This is a genomic window from uncultured Dechloromonas sp., from assembly GCF_945957265.1.
Taxonomy (GTDB): Bacteria; Pseudomonadota; Gammaproteobacteria; order Burkholderiales; family Rhodocyclaceae; genus Azonexus.
Genome location: NZ_CAMFKO010000007.1, coordinates 54,114 through 74,689, shown reverse-complemented (window position 1 = coordinate 74,689; position 20,576 = coordinate 54,114). Strand labels below are relative to the sequence as shown.

Annotated in this window: 25 protein-coding genes; 10 read left to right on the top strand and 15 right to left on the bottom strand. The window is 66.9% G+C overall.

Features of this window, described 5'->3' with window-relative positions; translation table 11 throughout:
* Positions 1–119: 119 nt before the first annotated feature.
* Genes ptsP through Q0P59_RS05915 form a run of 4 tightly spaced genes read right to left on the bottom strand, consistent with a single transcriptional unit; the run spans position 120 to position 3,478 of the window.
* Positions 120–1,862 carry a phosphoenolpyruvate--protein phosphotransferase gene (gene ptsP / locus Q0P59_RS05930; protein ID WP_295004568.1) on the bottom strand — a complete coding sequence of 581 codons (1,743 nt, stop codon included), beginning with the start codon at positions 1,860–1,862 and terminating at the stop codon, positions 120–122.
* Between the two features lie 5 nt (positions 1,863–1,867).
* Positions 1,868–2,137: an HPr family phosphocarrier protein gene (locus Q0P59_RS05925; protein WP_295004566.1), complete on the bottom strand. Its 270-nt coding sequence runs from the start codon at positions 2,135–2,137 to the stop codon at positions 1,868–1,870.
* A gap of 13 nt (positions 2,138–2,150) precedes the next feature.
* Complete coding sequence (locus tag Q0P59_RS05920; RefSeq protein WP_295004564.1) at positions 2,151–2,540, bottom strand: PTS fructose transporter subunit IIA; 390 nt, start codon at positions 2,538–2,540, stop codon at positions 2,151–2,153.
* 23 nt (positions 2,541–2,563) lie between these two features.
* The gene (locus Q0P59_RS05915; RefSeq protein WP_295004562.1) at positions 2,564–3,478 is read right to left on the bottom strand and encodes a DMT family transporter; all 915 of its coding nucleotides are present in this window, start codon (positions 3,476–3,478) and stop codon (positions 2,564–2,566) included.
* Positions 3,479–3,545: 67 nt separating this feature from the next.
* On the opposite strand from Q0P59_RS05915, the gene Q0P59_RS05910 reads away from it, so the two are divergent.
* Complete coding sequence (locus tag Q0P59_RS05910; RefSeq protein ID WP_295004560.1) at positions 3,546–4,433, top strand: LysR family transcriptional regulator; 888 nt, start codon at positions 3,546–3,548, stop codon at positions 4,431–4,433.
* 32 nt (positions 4,434–4,465) lie between these two features.
* Here the strand turns inward: Q0P59_RS05910 and Q0P59_RS05905 are convergent, their stop codons facing one another.
* A complete protein-coding gene (locus Q0P59_RS05905) occupies positions 4,466–5,482 on the bottom strand; it encodes a TIR domain-containing protein (RefSeq protein ID WP_295004558.1) in 1,017 nt (338 codons plus the stop codon).
* A gap of 116 nt (positions 5,483–5,598) precedes the next feature.
* A complete protein-coding gene (locus Q0P59_RS05900; RefSeq protein ID WP_295004556.1) occupies positions 5,599–6,165 on the bottom strand; it encodes a DUF3365 domain-containing protein in 567 nt (188 codons plus the stop codon).
* Between the two features lie 397 nt (positions 6,166–6,562).
* Here Q0P59_RS05900 and Q0P59_RS05895 point away from each other — a divergent pair, with 397 nt between their 5' ends.
* Positions 6,563–7,447, top strand: a complete 885-nt coding sequence (locus tag Q0P59_RS05895; RefSeq protein ID WP_295004554.1) for a DMT family transporter — start codon at positions 6,563–6,565, stop codon at positions 7,445–7,447.
* Between the two features lie 39 nt (positions 7,448–7,486).
* On the opposite strand, the gene Q0P59_RS05890 is transcribed toward Q0P59_RS05895, so the two are convergent.
* The 9 genes from Q0P59_RS05890 to Q0P59_RS05850 form a co-directional block, all read right to left on the bottom strand.
* Complete coding sequence (locus Q0P59_RS05890) at positions 7,487–8,401, bottom strand: branched-chain amino acid transaminase (protein ID WP_295004552.1); 915 nt, start codon at positions 8,399–8,401, stop codon at positions 7,487–7,489.
* A gap of 235 nt (positions 8,402–8,636) precedes the next feature.
* Entirely contained in the window at positions 8,637–9,509 is an 873-nt protein-coding gene (locus Q0P59_RS05885; RefSeq protein WP_295004551.1) for a LysR substrate-binding domain-containing protein, read from the bottom strand.
* A gap of 24 nt (positions 9,510–9,533) precedes the next feature.
* A complete protein-coding gene (locus Q0P59_RS05880; protein ID WP_295004549.1) occupies positions 9,534–9,752 on the bottom strand; it encodes a hypothetical protein in 219 nt (72 codons plus the stop codon).
* A gap of 43 nt (positions 9,753–9,795) precedes the next feature.
* Positions 9,796–10,143 (bottom strand): cupin domain-containing protein, encoded by a 348-nt coding sequence (locus tag Q0P59_RS05875; RefSeq protein WP_295004547.1) that lies wholly within the window; start codon positions 10,141–10,143, stop codon positions 9,796–9,798.
* Between the two features lie 4 nt (positions 10,144–10,147).
* Positions 10,148–10,807, bottom strand: a complete 660-nt coding sequence (locus Q0P59_RS05870; protein WP_295004545.1) for a VOC family protein — start codon at positions 10,805–10,807, stop codon at positions 10,148–10,150.
* 96 nt (positions 10,808–10,903) lie between these two features.
* Positions 10,904–11,347, bottom strand: a complete 444-nt coding sequence (locus tag Q0P59_RS05865; protein ID WP_295004543.1) for an SRPBCC family protein — start codon at positions 11,345–11,347, stop codon at positions 10,904–10,906.
* 137 nt (positions 11,348–11,484) lie between these two features.
* Positions 11,485–12,186, bottom strand: a complete 702-nt coding sequence (locus Q0P59_RS05860) for a hypothetical protein (protein WP_295004541.1) — start codon at positions 12,184–12,186, stop codon at positions 11,485–11,487.
* 89 nt (positions 12,187–12,275) lie between these two features.
* Positions 12,276–12,671: a VOC family protein gene (locus tag Q0P59_RS05855; RefSeq protein WP_295004539.1), complete on the bottom strand. Its 396-nt coding sequence runs from the start codon at positions 12,669–12,671 to the stop codon at positions 12,276–12,278.
* A 175-nt stretch (positions 12,672–12,846) separates the two neighbouring features.
* Positions 12,847–14,472, bottom strand: a complete 1,626-nt coding sequence (locus Q0P59_RS05850; RefSeq protein ID WP_295004537.1) for a helicase HerA-like domain-containing protein — start codon at positions 14,470–14,472, stop codon at positions 12,847–12,849.
* Between the two features lie 145 nt (positions 14,473–14,617).
* Between Q0P59_RS05850 and Q0P59_RS05845 the strand changes: the two genes are divergently transcribed.
* The 8 genes from Q0P59_RS05845 (at position 14,618) to ruvB (ending at position 20,524) form a co-directional block, all read left to right on the top strand.
* Positions 14,618–15,343 (top strand): YebC/PmpR family DNA-binding transcriptional regulator, encoded by a 726-nt coding sequence (locus Q0P59_RS05845; RefSeq protein WP_295004535.1) that lies wholly within the window; start codon positions 14,618–14,620, stop codon positions 15,341–15,343.
* Between the two features lie 78 nt (positions 15,344–15,421).
* Positions 15,422–15,898: a hypothetical protein gene (locus tag Q0P59_RS05840; RefSeq protein ID WP_295004533.1), complete on the top strand. Its 477-nt coding sequence runs from the start codon at positions 15,422–15,424 to the stop codon at positions 15,896–15,898.
* 16 nt (positions 15,899–15,914) lie between these two features.
* The gene (locus Q0P59_RS05835; protein WP_295004531.1) at positions 15,915–16,418 is read left to right on the top strand and encodes a hypothetical protein; all 504 of its coding nucleotides are present in this window, start codon (positions 15,915–15,917) and stop codon (positions 16,416–16,418) included.
* Positions 16,418–17,269, top strand: coding sequence for a DMT family transporter (locus tag Q0P59_RS05830; RefSeq protein WP_295004529.1), 852 nt, complete (start codon positions 16,418–16,420; stop codon positions 17,267–17,269). The genes Q0P59_RS05835 and Q0P59_RS05830 overlap by 1 nt, the downstream gene beginning before the upstream one ends.
* Positions 17,266–17,799, top strand: coding sequence for a crossover junction endodeoxyribonuclease RuvC (ruvC, locus tag Q0P59_RS05825; protein ID WP_295004527.1), 534 nt, complete (start codon positions 17,266–17,268; stop codon positions 17,797–17,799). Before Q0P59_RS05830 ends, ruvC begins: the two co-directional genes overlap by 4 nt.
* Before the next feature lie 33 nt (positions 17,800–17,832).
* Complete coding sequence (ruvA, locus tag Q0P59_RS05820) at positions 17,833–18,411, top strand: Holliday junction branch migration protein RuvA (protein ID WP_295004525.1); 579 nt, start codon at positions 17,833–17,835, stop codon at positions 18,409–18,411.
* On the top strand, positions 18,411–19,466 hold the full coding sequence (locus tag Q0P59_RS05815; protein ID WP_295004523.1) for an AI-2E family transporter: 1,056 nt from the start codon (positions 18,411–18,413) through the stop codon (positions 19,464–19,466). Before ruvA ends, Q0P59_RS05815 begins: the two co-directional genes overlap by 1 nt.
* Positions 19,463–20,524 carry a Holliday junction branch migration DNA helicase RuvB gene (gene ruvB / locus Q0P59_RS05810; RefSeq protein ID WP_295004521.1) on the top strand — a complete coding sequence of 354 codons (1,062 nt, stop codon included), beginning with the start codon at positions 19,463–19,465 and terminating at the stop codon, positions 20,522–20,524. The genes Q0P59_RS05815 and ruvB overlap by 4 nt, the downstream gene beginning before the upstream one ends.
* The last annotated feature ends 52 nt before the right edge of the window (positions 20,525–20,576 follow it).

Genomic DNA, 20,576 nt, shown 5'->3' with positions numbered 1-20,576 from the left:
TATTGGTATTTAAGCGGAGCCTGATTTTCCGCTTTGATCGGGGAATGGGGAATGTGGCAAATCGCCGCGCGACAAAAGGTCGCACGGCGATCTATGTTGTTCTTACGGCGGCGGCGCGCTCAGGCGTTGAGCTTTTCCAGCGCCTCGCGCAGCTTGCCCGGTTCGTCCAGGCGCAGGATCTTGCGGACGTTGGGGGCGAGGTCGTTGACCTCCGATTTCAGCACGTGCTGCTTGACCTTCAGGATCTGCGACGGGTGCATCGAGAAGATGCGCAGGCCCATGCCGAGCAGCAGGCGGGTCAGTTCCGGGTCGCCGGCCATTTCGCCGCATACCGAGACCGGGATATTGACCTTCTCGGCGCTGGCCAGGGTATGGGCGATCAGCATCAGCACCGCCGGGTGCAGCGGGTCGTAGAGGGCGGCCACCTGCTCGTCGGTGCGGTCGATGGCCAGCGTGTACTGGATCAGGTCGTTGGTGCCGATGGAGAGGAAGTCGAGGCGGCGCAGGAACAGGCCGACGGCCAGCGCGGCGGCGGGAATCTCGATCATGCCGCCGACTTCGATGTTTTCGTCGAAAGCCGCCTTCTCGCCGCGCAGGCTGGACTTGGCCTGCTCCAGCGCGGCCAGCGTCTGGTCGATTTCGTGGGCATGCGCCAGCATCGGGATGAGCAGCTTGATCGGGCCGTGCTTCGAGGCGCGCAGGATGGCCCGCAGCTGGGTCTGGAACATGCGCGGCTCGGCCAGCGACAGGCGGATGGCACGGCGGCCGAGGGCCGGGTTGGTCTTGACCCGGTCGCCAGCGGAGGCGTTGGGGTTCATGTCCTTGTCCGCCCCGAGGTCGAAGGTGCGGATGGTGACCGGGCGTCCGCCCATGCCCTTGACCACCTTCTTGTAGGCTTCGTATTGTTCCTGCTCGTCGGGCATGTCGCCGCGGTCGAGGAAGAGGAATTCGGTACGGAACAGGCCGATGCCTTCGGCGCCGCAGTCGAGGGAAACCGGCACGTCGCCCGGCAGCTCGATATTGGCGAACAATTGCACCTCGACGCCGTCGATTGTCTCCGATTTGGCTGTCTTCAGGCGCCTGAGCTTGGATTTCTCCAGCTCGATCTGTTCCTTGCGCAGCTGGTACTCGTCGAGGATGCGCTGGTCGGGATTGACGATGACGACGCCGCGCAGGCCGTCGACGATGAGCAGTTCGCCATCGCGGATCAGGCCGCGGGCGTTCTCCAGGCCGAGCACGGCGGGGATCGCCATCGAGCGGGCGAGGATGGCGGTGTGCGAGGTGGCGCCGCCGACATCGGTGATGAACGAGGCGAAGCGGTGTTCCTTGAAGGCGATGGTGTCGGCCGGCGACAGGTCGTGGGCGACGACGATCAGGCTTTCTTCCTTGGATTTCCGCGCATTCTTCAGCGCCGCCCGGCCGGGGTGGCCAAGCAGTTCCTTGACCACGCGCTCGACGACCTGCACCACGTCGAACTTGCGTTCGCGCAGGTAGGTGTCCTCGAACTGGTCGAACTGGTCGACCAGGTGCTCCATCTGCTGGACCAGCGCCCATTCGGCGTTGCAGCGCCGCTCGCGGATGATGTCGCGCGGCTTTTCGGCCAGTTCCGGGTCTTCCAGGAACATGGTGTGGATGTCGATGAAGGCATTGAGCTCGGCCGGCGCGTGCTCGGTGTTTTCCTTCATCAGGATCAGTTCGTCCTTGACCGCCTTGATGGCGGTGTCGAAGCGCTCGATTTCCTTGTCGATCAGGCGCGGCGCCAGCGTCAGGTGGGCAACCTCCAGGGTTGCGTGCGACATCAGCATGGCCCGCCCGATGGCGATGCCGCCGGAAACGCCCAGGCCGTGTAGCGTGAAGCTCATAGGGCTTATTCTCCTTCGCCGAAATAGTCGGCGATCAGCGCGAGCAGGGCCTCCATCGCCTCGGCTTCGTCGGCGCCGTCGGTTTCCAGGGTCACTTTCGAGCCCTTGCCGGCCGCCAGCATCATCACGCCCATGATGCTCTTGGCGTTGATGCGGCGTGCGCCCTTGCTCATCCACACCTCGCACTTGTACTTGCCGGCGAGCTGGGTCAGCTTGGCGGAGGCGCGGGCATGCAGGCCAAGCTTGTTGATGATTTCGGTTTCCTGGGTCAGCATGAATCGTTTCCGGTTAGTGGTTTTGCATGTTGAGGATGCCGTCGCGGCCGCCATCGCGGGCGCGGATGAGCAGCGTCTCCATGTCCTTGTCGCGATAGTTCAGGGCGCGCAGCAGCATGGGCAGGTTGGCGCCGGCCAGGCCTTCGATGCGGCCCGGTTCGAGCAGCTTGAGGGCGAGGTTGGCCGGCGAGGCGCCGAAGATGTCGGTGAGGACCAGCACGCCCCGGCCGTTATCGACCAGGTGCAGCATCTGGCGGGCCAGCGGCAGCAGGTCGAGCGGGTCGTCCTGCGCGGAGAGGCCGAGCTGGTTCAGTTGCAGCGGGCGCTTGTTCAGCACGTGGCAGGCGTTCTGGACGAGCGCCTCGCCATAGCTTCCATGCGTGATGAGAAGAATGCCGATCATGCTCCGGATTCTAACCGAAGCTATTACTTGCGGCTGACGATCAGGATGCCGATGACAACAAAGACGGCGCCGGCGCTCTGCGCGGCGGAAATGCGCTCGCCGAGCAGCCACCAGGCGACGCCGATGGTGAGGATGGGGCCGATCATGCCGAACAGCGCGGAGCGCCCGGCGCCGATGCGGCGGATCGCCGCCGACTGGGCGAATACCGGCACGACGGTCGAAAACAGGGCCATGGCCAGTCCCCAGCCATAGACCGGCAGGGGCTGGATGAAGGCGGAGAACGGCTGGGCGATCGTGAAATGGAGCAGCGTGACGGCCGACGACACCAGCATGGCCAGCGCCGAGAAGCGCATGGCGCCGAGGCGGGCGATCATCGCGCCGCTGCCCGACAGGTACAGCGCATAGGAAACGCTGGAGCCGAAGACCAGGCCGCCCCCGATCAGCACGCTGCGCGTGTCGCCGAAATTGAGGTCGTGCACGAAGGCGAGGCCGATGCCGGTGTAGCACAGCGCCACCGCAACGCCCTCGCGCCGGGTGAAGGGCTTGCCCTGAAAGAGGACGCCGATCAGGATGGTCAGCGTCGGGTAGGTGAACAGGATCAGGCGTTCGAGCCCGGCCGAGATGTATTCCAGCCCCCAGAAATCGAGGATGCTGGCGCCGTAATAGCCGAGGCAGCCGAGCAGCACGAGCTTGATCCAGTCGTCGCGGGTCAGGCTGCCGCCGGCCTTCTGGCCGGCCAGCCCGACCCACAGGAAAACCGGCAGCGCGAAGCCCATGCGCAGGGCGAGCAGGGTGATCGCGTCGACGCCGTAGGGGTAGGCCAGCTTGATGAAAATGGCCTTCAGCGAAAAGCCGAGCGCCGCGATCAGCGCCAGGCCAGCACCGTAAGCGTTCGATTTTTCCAAAGTCGTTCCCGGGGTGAAATGGTGTATTCCCATTAAAACCTCCGGCTGGCGGGCGGACAATTGGTATTATTCAAAACCAGCATTCGATGGGGACGAAACCATGCGCTACGACCTGCCCGACCTCCGGCTGGTGGCGGCCATTGCCGATTCGGGCAGCCTGACCCGGGCCGCCGAACTGGTCCATCTGGCGCCCTCCTCGGCCAGCCATCGCCTGACGCAGCTCGAGGCGGCCCTCGGCGTGCCGCTCTTTGTCCGCCATGCGCGCGGCCTGACGCCGACGGCCGCCGGCGAATCGCTGCTCCGCCACGCCCGCCAGGTATTCGCCCAGCTCGAACAGATGCACGCCGACCTGGCGCCCTACGCCGGCGGCCTGCACCGCCAGGTGACGGTGTTCGCCAACACCAACGCCATCAACTGCTTCCTGCCGGAAGACCTCGGCGATTTCCTGCGCGAGCACCCGCAGGTGCGCATCAGCCTCGAGGAGCAGCCGAGCCCGGCGATCATCCAGGCGGTGGCCGCCGGCCAGGTGGAACTCGGGGTGGTCGCCGCCGAAGGCAACCTGGCCGGCCTCGAAACCCAGCCCTATCGACGCGACCGCCTGGTCCTCATCGTTCCCGCCGCGCATCCGCTGTCCGCACGGCCGGCGCTCGCCTTCGCCGAGGTGCTGGGCGAACCCTTCGTCTGTCTGCATGCCGGCAGCGCCATCCATACCTTCATGATGAACCACGCCGCCCGCCTCGGCGGCCGGCTCGACGTGCGCATCCAGGTGCGCAGCTTCAACGCCGTCTGCCGCATGGTGGCGGCCGGGGTCGGCCTCGGCATGGTGCCGCGCTCGGCGGTGCCACGGGCTTCTCCGGGGTTGGCGACGGTCGAGATCGCCGACGAGTGGGCGCCGCGCGACCTCCAGCTTTGCGTCCGTTCCCGGCAGGGGCTGAGTTCGGCCGCCAGCGCCTTGTTCGAGCATCTCGCCGGAAAAGCGGCGCCCTGACAGCGTCGGGCGTCGCTCGCCGGTCGTTGCCGCTAGCGCGGCAGGCGCGTCAGCACGGCGGCCTGATCGGCCTGCGCGCTGTTCAGCCAGATGCGGCCAGCCAGGGTCTTGCCGTCGGCCGCCAGGTGCAGGCGGAGATTGCCGCTGTCGACCGGGGGCGCGTCCGGGCCGGGCAGCACCTCCAGGGCGATGTCCAGTATCGCCGCGGCGCCCGGCGCCTCGATGCGCCTGCCCGCGCCGCGATACCGGATGGCGGTCAGCTCGCCCTTGCCCTGCTCGCTCCAGAAGCGGCGGTACTCGGCCCAGTCCGGGCGGTCGGCGATGGCGACGGGGGCGCTGGCCAGGGTCACCGCCTGGCCTTGCTCCGCGAGTTCGACGCTGACCACTTCACCCTGCCAGAGCTGGGCTTGCCAGCGTCCGGCGAGATTCACCGGGCCGTCGTCGCGCGGTAGCCACCAGGCGTACGCCGCCACCAGCACGCCGCTCACGCCGGCGACCAGGAGCATGACCCGGCGCCGGGTCCGGGCGTAGTGCGCCATCGTCGGGGCGGCGTCGTCGGCGCGCCGGTTCCGCTTGCTCGGCGGAATGCCGAAAGCCTTCAGATCGTCGCTCAGGCGCTCGATGTCGTTGTCCCAGTCGTAGGCCCGCAGCTTGCGCCAGGTCAGGTCGCCGATGCGGTCGAACGGGGCCGGCAGGCGGCCGGCGTCGGGTACGTCGTCCAGCCCGTCGCACAGCAGCGGGATGATGCTTGCCCCGGCTTGCAGCGCAGCCTGCAGTTCCTTGCGGACGGGGTCGTCGTCATCGTCGATCCGGGCCTGTCCCCGGTCGTCGACAGCGTTGAGGAGCTGCGGCGTGACGAGCAGGAGCAGGATGGGCCTGGCGTCGAGCGCATGATCGATTTCCTGGCGCCACGCCGTTCCCCCGCGCAGGTCGTCCTTGTCCAGGAAGACCGCGTCGTCGCCGAATATTTCTCCGAGGTCGCGCGCCAAGGCGGTAGCCTTGTCGACGCCGTCCGCGGTGCGATAGCTGATGAAGATGCGTGTGCTCATGGGGCGCCTCCGGTCATCTGCAGCGACGGCCCCGGGGGCGTGTTGTCCCCGGGGCGGATTGTCGCCGCATTATGACATTGGCGCGCCGATGCGGTTCGGGTTCCGGCGGCGGAAAATTACAGCGGGCGCTTGACCGTCAGCGCGCCGCGAATCTGTCCCTTGGTGTAGCCGGTGGCCTGGTCGTGCGGATAGGCCGCCGTGAGCACGCTTTTCAGCCCGGCATCGAGCGTCTCGGCCGGGCCGTGGCACTTGAGGCAGACATCGCCGACCGGCAGCGCCTTCATGTAACGCAGGACCGGCTTGCCATCGATGCTCACGATCTCGCTTTTTTCGAGGCTGTCGATCTTCTCGCCCTGGGCGGCGCGGATGTTGAAATCAGCCAGCTGGCGGGCTTCCCAGAGGTCGGGGGTGGCGCGTTCTGCGTTGCGCGTCCTGAGGCTGACGCGGCGGATGTCCCAGCCGGTTTCCTGGCGCTTTTCCTTGATCAGTGCGGGAGCCTGCTCCTTGCAGACGGGAATGGCGCCGGCCACGCCCTTGTCCGCGACGGCATCCTGCATGGCATTGACCACCTTGGGAACGACCGGCAGAACGGTCTTTTTCGTCTCGGCGGTCAGTGCGGCCAGGTCCTGCGCGAAGCTCGGCAAAGCGGCCATCAGCAGGGTGGCGGGAAGGAGGAATTTCATGGTGCGCTCCGGTAAATCAGAAAACGCTAATGTTAAACCTTTTCCGCCGTGCCGGGGCATTCTTCCCGCGAGGCGCCCGGCATCCGCGGCCGCCATGATCGGGCGAGGGGTGGCTTGACGCACTGCACAATATGCCGCCAAAATAAGGCCATGATTCGACCGCACGCCACCTTTACGCTGAACCTGCTGCCCTGCCGCATCCTGCGCGCATGGCGCATTGCCGTTTGTCCGGGGCCTGCGGTGGATTAGTCGTCTTCATTCCGATTTCATCCAAAGGCCGCGGCGTAGAAACCGCGGCCTTTTTGTTTTCTGTCGTTCCATCCCGTGCCTAAAGGAGTGGCCATGATCGCCGCCTCGCATCCCCCGTCACCTCCCGCGACCTGAACCGGAGAATCGCATGTCCGTCCCCCTTGCCTACCTCGGCATCATCCTGATCTGGTCCACCACCCCGCTCGCCATCCAGTGGAGCACGCAAGGCGTCGGCTTCGCGCTGGCCGTGTTCGCGCGCATGCTGATCGGCGTCGTCGTCGCCGGGTTGCTCATGGCCTTGTGGCGCATTCGTTTTCCGCTGCACCGGCGGGCCTGCCGTGCCTACTTGGTCGGCGGTCTGGCGCTTTTCGGCGGCATGATCTTCACCTACTGGGGTGCCCGCTATGTGCATTCCGGGCTGATTTCCGTGCTCTTCGGCTTGTCGCCGCTGGCCGCCGCCATCCTGGGCGCGCTGTTCGTCGGCGAGCGCTCGCTGACACCGCTCAAGCTGTGCGGCATGTTGCTCGGCGCCGTCGGCCTGGCGACGATCTTCATCCACGGCGACAGCCTGGGGCACGCAGACGCGCTGGCCGGGTTGCTCGCCGTGCTGTGCGCGGTGACGCTGTACTCGGGCGGCATGGTGTGGCTCAAGCAAATCGGCGACGACAGCCCGCCGCTGGCGACCACGGTCGGCTCGCTGAGCGTTTCGCTGCCGCTGTTCGGGCTGGTCTGGTGGTTGAGCGACGGCCAGCTGCCGGCCGTCGTGCCGCCGCGCGCCGGGGCGGCCATCGCCTATCTCGGCATTTTCGGGTCGGTGATCGGCTTCGCGCTGTACTACTACGTGATCAAGCATCTCGAAACCTCGAAGGTGGCGCTCATCACGCTGATCACCCCGGTCATCGCGCTGCTGCTCGGCAACTGGTTCAACGGCGAAACCATCGGCCTCCGCCTGTGGATCGGCACGGCGCTGATCCTGCTCGGCCTGAGCGTGCACCAATGGGAGATGCTCGCCGGCTTTCGCCGGCGGGCCTGATGATGGTTGCCGGGGCCGGCGCGTCCGGCCCCGGATTTCTCATGCCGCGGTCAGCCAGCCGGCATGGGTCGCATCTTCACCCGTTACGCAGGCGAAATAACGCGCCTGCAACAGCCGGGTGACCGGCCCGGGGGCGCCCGATCCAATTCGTCGGCGATCCACTTCGATCACCGGCGTGATTTCGGCGGCCGTGCCGGTCAGGAAGACCTCGTCGGCGCAATACACCTCGTCGCGGGTGATGCGTTTGGCGCGCACGGTCAGCCCGGCTTCGTGGGCCAGCGTTTCCACCGTGCGACGGGTGATGCCGTCGAGCGCCGAGGTGGTTTCCGGTTGCAGCAACTCGCCGTCGCGAACGATGAACACGTTCTCGCTCGACCCTTCCGCCACGTAGCCCTCGGTATCGAGCAGCAGCGCCTCGTCGTAGCCGTCGCGCCGGGCCTCGCGCACGGCGAGGATGGAGTTGGCGTAGGTCGAAATCGCCTTGGCCCGGCACATCTGCACATTCGGATGATGGCGGGCGTAGGACGAAACGCGGACGCGGACGCCCTCGGCGAGCGCCTTGCCGCCCAGGTAGGCGCCCCATGGCCAGGCGGCGACCATGACGTGGGTGTCGGCACCGGCCGGATCGACGCCGAGCTTTTCGGCGCCGAGAAAGACCAGCGGCCGGATGTACGCGCTGCGCAGCGCGTTGCGGCTCACCGCCTCGCGGCAGGCCGTGGCCAGCGCGGCGCGGCCCACCGGCAGGTCGATGGCGAGGATGTGCGCCGAATCCTCGAGCCGGCGCAGGTGTTCGTCGAGCCGGAAGATGGCCGGGCCGTCGGCCGTTTCGTAGGCGCGGATGCCTTCGAAGCAGCCGTAGCCGTAATGCAGGGTATGGGTCAGCGCGTGCACTTTCGCCTCGCGCCAGGGCAGCCACTGGCCATCGAGCCAGATGTAACCGTCGCGGTCTTGCATGGTCGTTCTCCTTGGATCCGTGAAAAGGCCGCCTGAGCGGCCGTGGCGGCACACCGGGGGTGGGGTGTGCCGGTCCCGGGGCGGCCGTCGCCGGGTAGGCGGGGCGCGGACGGAAGAAGGCGGTACGGCAAGCGTGCCGGTCGGCGGGCTTGCGCTCAAACGAATTGAAGCGGGTTTGGATGAATTGGATTCACCTGTCGCCGCCCGGGAGGCGGCGGGCCCGGCAGGCGTCTGCCTAGCCGGCGATATCGTGCGCCCCGCGCACCAGCCAGCGGATGAAGGCCATCGCCGCCGGGCGTTCCTGGATGGCGGGTGGGGCGACGACATAGAAGCTGCGGTCGGCGCAATCCTCGGCGAAGGGACGGACGAGACGGCCGTCGGCCACGTAGGGGGCGGCCAGGCTGCCTGCCATCAGGGCGATGCCATGACCGACCACGGCGCCCTCCAGCATCAGCAGGGCATCCTCGTACCAAGCTCCGGCGACCGGTTCGGGACGGCTCAGCCCGGCGGCGGCGAACCAGCGCTGCCAGGACAGCAGGGGGTGGCGCAGCAGGTGTTTCCCGTCCAGGTCGTCGGGGTGCTTCAGGTCGGCGGCCAGGGCCGGGCTGCACACCGGGAATACCCGCTCCTCGAACAGTTTCCAGGCCAGCAGCCCTGGCCATTCCTCCTCGCCGTAACGCAGGCCGATATCGGCTTCGCCGTTGAGCAGCGGTCCCAGGCCGGTGGCGGTGGCCAGGCTGAATTCGACGGTCGGATGGCCGGCCTGGTACGCGGCGACGCGCGACACCAGCCAGGTGCTGCCCAGTGCCGGCGCCGCCGAAATGCGCAGGCGCTCCCGCTTCGGCGCGCGCAGCACGGCGCTGGCCTCGTCGAGGCGCAGCAAGGCGTCGCGCACCACGGCCAGATAGCGCCGCCCGGCCGGCGTCAGCGCGATGGCCCGGTGCCGCCGCTCGAACAAGTCCTGCCCGAGGTGCGTTTCAAGCTGGCGTATGCGGTGGCTGATCGCCGACGGCGTCAGGTGCAGCGCCGCTGCCGCCGCCTGAAAGCTGCCCAGGCGGGCGGCGGCTTCGAAGGCGGGCAGCGCGTGGAGCGGTGGAAGGTCGTGCATGGGAGCGCGGTGCCGGCAATCGGGCTACTGCTTTTGCGCGGCGCGCTCCTTCTCGTATTCGCCATAGCTCTTCTTGTTGAGCTCGTCCAGGCACTTCTGGCTCTCGCCGGGCGGCTGCTTGCGGCAGTGATGCTCGGACGACTGGTTGGCGGCGTTGTACCACTGCTCGGTCGTGCAGCCTTGCGCTGCCAGCAGTGCGACGGCCAGGGTAAGACAGGCGACGGGCGGACATTTTCCACGCATTGTTGCGGGCTCCTTTGGTGCGACGGCAAATCCCGGCTCGGGATCAGCCTTCGGGGAAAAACACGAATAGTACGCAGCCTTCCTGCGACTGCGGTATATGCGACGTGCCGGCGGGATGGTGAATGAAGGTGCCGGCCGGGTAGCTGTTTTGCCCGTCGCAAAAAGTGCCGGATACCACGAACACCTCTTCCGGGCCGGGAGAGTGCACATCGAGTTCGGGGTAGACGGCGCCGGGCGCAATCTCGAACATCAGCGCCTTGCGCCCGTCCGCCTGCGACCACAGCAGGCGCGTGCTGAAGCCCGGATGGGCCAGGGTTTTGGGGGGGGCGTCGCGCCAGTGCGCGGCGACTACGCCGTCAAGATTCATGGTGCGCGGGGGATTGGCGGACATGGGGTCAGGCGCTGGTGCTGCCGGGTGCGCCCGGGGAGGATAGCAGGCGAAGGCCTTGCGGCGTGGCGATATGGGCGACGAGCCGTGCGGCGGGGCCTCTCCGTACCAATACTGGAGCTTCGATTTCCAGCGCCAGCAGCAGGCGTTCGATGCGCTCGGGTTGCGGTGAGAACAGCTCCAGCTTCGTAAGGCGCAGATGGTGATCGGTGAGTCTGGCGGCCGGGTGCCCGGCGGCCGACCATTCGATCAGCGTCGGGGCAAGGCCGGCCAACGGCAGCGAACCGTCCTCGGGGATGGTGATCAGCCAGTCGAGTGCGCCGCGACTCATCGGCTCGACCTTGCCCAGGTCCTCCGGCGAAGCCGTCAGCGTGCTTCGAATATCCGTCGTGCGGACCACCCAGGTCGACAGTGTCGGCACCGATTGCGGTGTCAGCGTGTCGAGTGCGAACCAGCGGGGGCGACCGGGGGCGACGGCCGAGGGGTTGATCGCGATCACTTCGAGAAACATCGACTCGCCGAGGCGCAAAAGGCGATTGTGCGTTCCCATGCGCGGGTGCTCGCCTCCGTCTTGCGGCGCGACACCCAGCACGTCGCGAACGAAATCGCTTCCCGCCTCGAGAGACGGGGCGGTCAGCGTGATGTGATCGAGGAAGGTGGGCGGCACTGGCGTATTCCCCGTTTCAAGCCGCTGGCGCGCAACCGGCCGGTTCGCTGCCGCTGGGTCTGGGTTGGTGCATGGCAATCATCCCGGAACGGGGCGTTACTGCGGAATTTCCGGCTCGACCAGCGCCGCCAGTTGCGTCAGCGATTCCTGCCAGCCGAGGTAGCACATCTCGACCGGGATCGCATCGGGGATGCCTTCCTGCACGATGTGGAGTTCGGTGCCGCACAGTACCGGCGTCAGCGTCACGGTGACTTGCAGGACGCCGGGCAGGTTGGGATCGTCGAAGCGGTCGGTGTAGCGCAGCAGACGGTCGGGAACGAGTTCGAGGTATTCCCCGCCGAAACTGTGGCCTTGTTGCGTCGAAAAGCTGCTGAACGACATCCGGAATGTCCCGCCGACCCGCGCCTCCAGATGGTGTACGGTGCATGTGAAACCGTGCGGCGGCAGCCATTTGGCCATCGCCTCGGCGGTTGTGAAGGCGCGATACAGGCGCTCGGCGGGCGCTTTCAGTACGCGGTGAAGGCGAACGGTTCCCGGCATGGCATCTCTCTCCTGTTGGGCTATACGGGCTTCGACGCCTGATCCGGCAATGGGTTCTCGGCATTGGCCGGGAAGCGGGCGAACGGACGTCGTTGCGCATTCTCCATTCGCCGGTCGGCGAAATCAACCTGTCATTTTCAGGCAGCCAGCGCCTGGTTGTCAGCAGTCACCGACAAGCGACCCTGGTTGTCGAAATGCAGCGCGATCGCGGCGGGGGGAAGATTGCCGTCAAGCAGGCTCCGATACTTGGTGATCACCGCCGCAAGTTCGGCCGGCGTTTTTGCCGCGCGGTATTCCGCATCGAAGGACATCGCTTTTTCCATGCCGTTCATCTGCGACGACAGGGCATTGATCGTGCTCATTTGGCGGGCCAGAACAGGGTTTTCCGCCATCGCGCCACGAAACTGCGCGGCGTAAGGATAGTCCGCGGGCAGCTGCATCTGGCCATTGGTGTCGTAGGCGATGCTCGCCGGCGCTTGCGGAATGCCGTAGCGGGCGAGCAGTTCGGGCATGGCTGCCGATACGTGCCGGCTCAGGGCGTCGATGTTGTTCCGGGTCGGGGCCAGCAGTGGCAGGGAGAGCAGGGGGCGGGACGGGTCGGGCGTGAAGTAGGCGTCGATATCGAGCGCCTGGCTGCCTTGCATGGTGTCGTAGGTGGCCTTGGCACCGCTCGCCTCGGCCGCCAGCCGGTCGCGGGCTGCCTGGGAGATGGTGGTGACGGCAGAATCTTCCACCCGACCGGCCGAACTTGCCGCCGGTCGACTGGATGAGGTCAGGCTACGGGCAATCGACCCGACCAGGGAAACGGCTGCCGATGCAGCCAGACTGGCAATCGCCATGGTTCAACCCCCGCACAGTGATGGAAACGGTCACTACCAGTGCAAGGGGTATGCCAGGTGGGTCTTTGGGTGGGGGAAAGAGGGGGCGATCAGGCCGGCGTGTCGTCGCCGGGTCCGGCGGCCGGGGAGCAGAACCAGAGCTTGTTGCCTTCGCTGTCGAGAAAGCTGCCGACATGAAAATCGCCATAAACCTGTACCTCGTTGGCAATCGCGATGCCGCGCGCCCGCAGTGCCGCCTGGGTCGCCGGTGCGTGGTCGGTGGCCAGCGTGACGCGCGGATTCGGAAATTCGGTCGGCGTTGCCCAGTCCGGCTTGAGCATCAGGATGACCTGGCCCAGCCACCAGCCGACCTGTTCCTTGCCCTCGAAAGCCGGCTCCAGGCCGAGTTGCTCCCGATAGAAGCGATTGGCGCGCGCGATGTCGGTAACCGCCAGCGCGACGACCTTGACCCGCTGAATGCCCAGCGGCGGCAGTGATTGGCTCATGCTTGCGCCCCTTTCCCGGATTTTTCGCTCCACGTGCGGTGGACAGCGCCATTCCGGCTAGATTCCCGGATTTTCGGATGGGCGCCGCCGATCCATCAAGCCGGGAAAGGCCCGAAAACGAACATGGCGCAGGAAAGCCCTGCGCCATGGCCTTGGATCGTTCGCCGGTCGGCGTTCAGCGTCGGCCGCCGAGGATGCTGCCCAGCACCCCGCGCAGGATCTGCTTGCCGACCTCGCGTCCAACCGTGCCGGCGACGCCGCGCGCGGCGCTCTTGGCGGCGCTTTCGAGCACCCCCTCGCGTTTGCCGCCGCGCGGGCCGGTGCTGCCCATCAGGATTTCACCGAGGCCGCCGAACAGGCCGCCGCCGGATTCGGCTTGCGCCTCGGGGGCGGGCTGGCGTTGCTGGGCTTGCTCGTAGCGGGGCTGGGGTTGCGGCTGGCCGGCATGGTTGCCCCAGTCGTTGGTGTTCAGCCCGCCGCCCTGCGGTGCGGGAATGGCGCCGGGGGCTGCCGGGGCGCCGGCAGCCGGCTTGCCCTTGAGGACTTCATAGGCCGATTCGCGGTCGACGGTCTGGCCGTAGGCGGCGAGCATCGGGCTGGCCTGGATCATCGCCCGGCGCTCGTCGGCGGTCAGCGGTCCGAGGCGCGAGGCGGGCGGGAAGACGATGCTGCGCTCGACGACATTCGGGCGGCCCTTGTCGTCGAGGAAGGAGATCAGCGCCTCGCCGACGCCGAGTTCGGTGATGGCGGCAGCGGCGTCGAACTTGGGATTGGCGCGCATGGTTTCGGCGGCGGCCTGCACGGCCTTCTGGTCGCGCGGGGTGAAGGCGCGCAGGGCGTGCTGGACGCGGTTGCCGAGCTGGCCGAGGATCTTCTCCGGCACGTCGAGCGGGTTCTGGGTGACGAAATAGACGCCGACGCCCTTGGAGCGGATCAGGCGGACGACCTGTTCGACCTTGTCGGTAAGCGCCTGGGGGGCATCGCTGAACAGCAGGTGGGCTTCGTCGAAGAAGAAGACGAGCTTGGGCTTGTCGAGGTCGCCGGCTTCCGGCAGCTGCTCGAACAGTTCCGACAGCAGCCAGAGCAGGAAGGTGGAGTACAGCGCCGGGGCCTGCACCAGTTTTTCGGCGGCCAGCACGTTGATGACGCCGCGGCCGTTGCTGTCGATCTGCATCAGATCGGCGATGTTGAGCATCGGTTCGCCGAAGAACTTGTCGCCGCCTTGCTGCTCCAGCGTGAGCAGGCCGCGCTGGATGGCGCCGATGGAGGCCGAGGCGATGTTGCCGTATTCGGTGGTGTAGTTCTTGGCGTTATCGCCGACGTTCTGGACCATGGCGCGCAGGTCCTTGAGGTCGAGCAGCAGCAGGCCCTGGTCGTCGGCGATCTTGAACACCAGCTGCAGCACGCCGGCCTGGGTGTCGTTGAGGTTGAGCAGGCGGGCGAGCAGCAGCGGCCCCATGTCGGAAATGGTGGCGCGCACCGGCACGCCGTTTTCGCCGAAGACGTCCCAGAAGGCGACCGAGTTGGCGTAGGGCTGGAAGCCTTCGAGGCCCAGTTCGGCGATGCGCTTAAGCAGTTTTTCCGAGGGATTGCCCGGCGCGCCCATGCCCGACAGGTCGCCCTTCACGTCGGCCATGAAGACCGGCACACCGGCGTAGGACAGGCGCTCGGCCATCGACTGCAGGGTGACCGTCTTGCCGGTGCCCGTGGCGCCCGTGATCAGGCCGTGACGGTTGGCCATTTGCGGCAGCAGCGCGGGATAACCGTCTTCGGACTTGGCGAGATACAGGGGATCGGACATGGCGGCGGGTTCCTCGGGAAAGTATCCGAATATTCTAGCAACGCCGGGGCGGGGCTTTGTGAAATACCGTAAGCCGCCGACCTGACGAGAAGGCTTCCGGCGGGTAAAATCTCGCCTTCTTTGTTATTTGCAGTGGGACATCATCATGGCTGGTCATTCCAAATGGGCCAATATTCAGCACCGTAAAGGTCGCCAGGACGAGAAGCGCGGCGCCGCCTTCTCCAAGATCGCCAAGGAAATCACCGTGGCCGCCAAGATGGGCGGCGGCGACATCGGCTTCAACCCGCGCCTGCGCGTGGCCGTGGACAAGGGCAAGGCCGTCAACATGCCCAAGGACAAGATCGACACCGCCATCAAGAAGGGCACCGGCGAGCTGGAAGGCGTCGATTATGTCGAGATCCGCTACGAAGGCTACGGCATCGGCGGCGCGGCGATCATGGTCGACTGCCTGACCGACAACAAGACCCGCACCGTCGCCGAAGTGCGCCATGCCTTCTCCAAGCACGGCGGCAACATGGGCACCGACGGCTGCGTGGCCTTCCAGTTCAAGCACTGCGGCCAGATGATCTTCGCCCCGGGTACCGACGAAGGCGCGCTGATGGATGCCGCCATCGAGGCCGGCGCCGACGACGTCAATACCAACGACGACGGTTCGATCGAGGTGATCACCGCGCCGACCGAGTTCATCGCCGTCAAGGATGCGCTGGAAGCCGCCGGTTTCACGCCGGAATTCAGCGAAGTGACGATGAAGCCGGAAGGCGAGAACGTCTTCACCGGCGACGATGGCGTCAAGATGCAGAAGCTGCTCGACGCGCTGGAAGGCCTCGACGATGTGCAGGAAATCTACACGACGGCGGTCATCGAGGAATAAGCCGGTTGCCGGCAATTCGCCGCCGTTTGGCGACGATGCCGGCGTTTTGCTTGCATGTCGCGCCACAAAGGATCGTTCGTGAAATTCCGCCAGACTCTCCCCGCCCTGTTCCTGAGTTTCATGACGCTGTCCGCCGGCGCGGCGCAGTTCGCCTGTCCGGACCTCGCTGCAGCCCGGCAGGTCAACGCCTGCCCGGGCGAGGAGGAGCTGAGGCATACCTACAGCGGCTTCTGCAGCGACGACAAGAAGGCCTATGCCGGCGAAACCGACAACTGCATGCGCTACGACGACTACCGGGCGATGAAGAACACCGCCCTGTGGGAATCGGCGGATGGTTCGTTCGACGGCTACGTTTCCTGCGACCTGCCGCAGGCCAGGCTCAAGGCGCTGAAGGCGACCGGTATGAAGGTGGCGAAGCAGGGTTCGATCACCAAGGTGGTGTGCAATTACCCGAACGGCGTCAATTTCACCCATCGCACCAAGGTCGCCTGCAAGGTCGAGGACGACCGGGCCTGCGCGGCCGATTCGGCCGCCTGCCGGGCGCGTTGCGACTGACCCGCGCGGCGGCTGCATGATCCAGCCGGCCATCATCGACATCGAGGCCTCGGGGTTCGGAAAAGGCAGTTATCCGATCGAGGTCGGCTTCTACCTGCCGGACGGCCAGGCCTATTGCACCCTGATCACGCCGGAAGCGGCGTGGAGCCATTGGGACGACTCGGCCGAGCAGGTCCATGGCATCCGACGCGAGCTGCTGTTCGAAAAAGGCAGCCGGGCGCTCGATGTCTGCGATGACCTCAATGCAAAACTGCGCGGCCAGTATGTCTATTGCGATGCCTGGGCGTACGACTACGTCTGGCTCGGCAAGCTGTTCGACGCGGCGGAGCGGGTGCCCCTCTTCCAGCTGAAGGACATCCGCGACTTGCTCGGCGACTGCGAGCAGAAGCTGTGGCACGCCACGCGCGCCGCGGTGGAGCTGCGTTTGCAGCTGCGCCGCCATCGCGCCAGCAGCGACGCCCGCATGCTGTTCGAAACCCTGCTCGAGGCCCGCAAGCGCTGCGCGCCGGACTGGATCTGATGCAACGACTCTACCCCCTGCTCTTCGTCTTCCTGTGGAGTACCGGCTTCATCGGCGCCAAGTACGGCCTGCCCTATGCCGAACCGCTGTCTTTTCTGCTCACCCGCTACGGCCTGGTCATCGCCCTGATGCTGGTCATCGCCCTGGCCACCCGGGCGCCGTGGCCGGAACGGCGAAGCGACTGGCTGCACATCGGCGTGTCCGGCATCCTGGTCCATGCGGTCTATCTCGGCGGCGTGTTCGTGGCGATCAAGCACGGCCTGTCGGCCGGCATCACCGCGCTGGTCGTCGGCATGCAGCCTCTGCTGACCGGGCTCGGCTCCGGCTGGCTGCTCGGCGAGAAAGTCACGGCGCGCCAATGGGGCGGGCTGGCGCTGGGCTTCGTCGGCGTCGGCATGGTCGTTTCGGGCAAGCTCGGCGACGGGGCGCTGGGGCCGATGCTGGTGCCGGCCGTGGTCGCCCTGCTCGGCATCACGGCGGGCACCCTGTACCAGAAACGCTACTGCCCCAAGTTCGACCTGCGCAGCGGATCGGTGATCCAGTTCGTGCCGACGGCCATCGCCACCGCCGTCGCGGTCGCGCTGTTCGAGGATTACCGCATCGACTGGAACGGCCATTTCCTGTTCGCGCTGGGCTGGCTGGTGCTGGTGCTGTCGCTCGGGGCGATCAGCCTGCTCAACCTGCTGATCCGCAGCGGCAGCGCAGTCAATGTCGCCAGCCTGTTCTACCTGACGCCGCCGACCACGGCGCTGATCGCCCTTGTCGTCTTTGGCGAGACCCTGACGCCGACCGCCGTCGTCGGCATGGTGGTGGCGGTGGGTGGCGTGTATCTGGTGGCGCGGGCGAAATGAGCATTCCACGCATTCTCGGCATCGACCCCGGGCTGCGCGTGACCGGCTTTGGCGTCATCGAGAAGCACGGCAACCAGCTGCTGTATGTGGCCAGCGGCTGCATCAAGTCGAACGACAAGCAGGGCCTGCCGGAACGCATCGCCACCCTGTTTGCCGGGATCAGCGAGGTGATCGCCACCTACCGGCCCGATCAGGCGGCGGTGGAAAAGGTCTTCGTCAACGTCAATCCGCAATCGACGCTGCTGCTCGGCCAGGCGCGCGGCGCGGCGATCAGCGCGCTGGTGCATGGCGGGCTGCCGGTGGCCGAATACACGGCCTTGCAGGTCAAGCAGGCCGTCGTCGGCCACGGCAAGGCGGCCAAGGAGCAGGTGCAGGACATGGTGGTCAGGCTGCTTTCACTGCCCGGGGCGCCCGCCGCCGATGCCGCCGACGCGCTGGCCTGCGCCATTGCCCACGCCCATGGCGGGCAAGGTCTGGGGGCATTGGCGACAGCTGGCTATCGCGTTCGCGGCGGCCGCCTGATAGGATGATGACTGTTTGAACATACAGTATCGCGACAGCCCATGATCGGACGCCTGACCGGCACCCTCGCCGAAAAGAATCCCCCGCACATCGTGCTCGACGTCAATGGCGTTGGCTACGAGCTCGACGTGCCGATGAGCACCTTCTACAACCTGCCGGCGGCGGGTGAAAAGACGAAGCTGCTGACGCATTTCGCGGTGCGCGAGGACGGCCATTTCCTCTACGGTTTCCTGACCGAGGCCGAGCGCTTCGCTTTCCGCCAGTTGCTCAAGGTCTCCGGCATCGGGGCGCGCACGGCGCTGTCGGTGCTCTCCGGCCTGTCGGTGGGCGACCTGTCGGCGGCCGTGGCGCAGCAGGAGCTGGGGCGGCTGGTCAAGATTCCCGGCATCGGCAAGAAGACGGCCGAGCGCCTGCTGCTCGAACTGAAAGGCAAGCTGGCCGACGCCACCGGCGTGTCGCTGCACGCGCCGGTCGACGATGTCCGGCAGGACATCGCCAACGCCCTGCTCGCCCTCGGTTACAACGAGAAGGAAGCGGCGGCGGCGATGAAGCAGCTGCCGGCCGACGTCGGCACCTCCGACGGCATCCGCCAGGCGCTCAAGTTGCTGTCCAAGGCCTGATGATCGAGGAACAAGACCCCAAGCGCATGGCGCAGATCGCGCTGGTGGTGCTGCTCATCGTCGGCTGCATCGCGGTGTTGCTGCCCTTCATCGGGGCGGTGCTGTTCGCCTTCGTGGTCTGGGTGTGCACCTGGCGCCTCTACGCCGATCGCCTGCTGCCCGTGCTCGGCGGCCGCGATACCCTCGGCGCCTCGCTGATGACGCTGGCGCTGGTGCTGGTCATGCTGCTGCCCACGCTGTTCCTGGCCGGTTCGCTGGCCAATGGCGCGGACAAGCTGATCGACTTCATCAAGCCCTACATCGACCAGGGGCTGCCGGCCAATCCGCCGGCCTGGCTGAGCGGCCTGCCTTTCGTCGGCAGCGAGATCGACAGCACCTGGCACCGCCTGGCCAGCGACCGCGAGGAACTCAACGGCGCCATCCGGCAGCTGCTCGCGCCGGCCCGCCAGTTCGCGCTGGCGCTCGGCGGCATCGTCGCGAACGGCCTGCTGCAGATGGCGCTGGTGCTCTTCGTCGTGTTTTTCCTGTACCGCGACGGGGCGGCGGTCAGCCATGCCCTGCTGGTCGGTTCGCGCAAGCTGGGCGGCGATCTCGGCGAGCACATGCTGGAAAAGGCCCGCGGTACGGTGGTCGGCGTCATGCTCGGCATTGTCGGCACGGCGGCGGCGCAGGGGGCGGTGGCGATGCTCGGATTCCTGATCGTCGGCGTGCCGGCGGCAGTCCTGCTCGGCTTCGCCACCTTCTTCCTGTCGATGATTCCGGTCGGGCCGCCGCTGATCTGGGGCGGCGTGGCGGCCTGGCTATACAGCGAAGGGCAGACCGGCTGGGCCATCTTCATGGTGGTCTACGGTTTGTTCGTGATCAGCAGCATCGACAACTTCGTCAAGCCGATCCTGATGGCGCGCGGCGCCGGGCTGTCCATCCTGCTCATCGCGCTCGGCGTGCTCGGCGGCGTGCTGGTTTTCGGCTTCATCGGCATCTTCCTCGGACCGGTGCTGCTGGCGCTGGGCGAGATGCTGCTCCGCCGCTGGATTCGCGAGGAAACCCCGACATGATAGAAACCGACAAGCTGGTCGCCGGCGCGGACCGCATCATCGCGCCGCAAAGCAAATCGGCGCAGGAAGAAGCGCTGGAACGCGCCCTGCGCCCCAAGCGGCTGGCCGACTACACCGGCCAGCAGAAAATCCGCGAACAGCTGGAAATCTTCATCCAGGCGGCGCGCCAGCGCAGCGAATCGCTCGACCACGTGCTGCTCTTCGGCCCGCCCGGCCTGGGCAAGACCACGCTGGCCCACATCGTCGCCGCCGAAATGGGCGTCAACCTGCGCCAGACCTCCGGCCCGGTGCTCGAGCGCGCCGGCGACCTGGCCGCCATCCTGACCAACCTCGAACCGCACGACGTGCTGTTCATCGACGAAATCCACCGCCTCAGCCCGGTGGTCGAGGAAATCCTCTACCCGGCGCTGGAGGATTTCCAGATCGACATCATGATCGGCGAAGGCCCGGCCGCCCGCTCGGTCAAGCTCGACCTGCCGCCGTTCACGCTGGTCGGCGCCACGACGCGGGCCGGCATGCTGACCAACCCGCTGCGCGACCGCTTCGGCATCGTCGCCCGGCTGGAGTTCTACAACGCCCAGGAGCTGCAGAGCATCGTCGGCCGCTCGGCCTCGCTGCTGGGGGCGCCGATCGACCCCGAGGGCGCACTGGAAATCGCCAAGCGTTCGCGCGGCACGCCGCGCATCGCCAACCGCCTGCTGCGCCGGGTGCGCGACTACGCCGAGGTCAAGGCCGACGGCAACATCACGCGCGGCGTCGCCGACAAGGCGCTGCACATGCTCGACGTCGACCCGGCCGGCCTCGACCTGATGGACCGCAAGCTGCTCAGCGCGGTGATCGACAAGTTCGGCGGCGGCCCGGTCGGCGTCGACAACCTGGCAGCCGCCATCGGCGAAGCGCGCGACACCATCGAGGATGTGCTGGAACCCTACCTGATCCAGCAGGGCTACCTGCAGCGCACCCTGCGCGGGCGTATCGCGACGCCGGCGATCTATCGCCACCTCGGCCTCGCCGAGCCGGCCAGCGCCGTCGTCCGCGACCTGCTGGCGGACGAATAGCCCATGGCGGCCGATGGGCGCGGCAAGCGTCGAGCATCGGGATGTCGGCAAT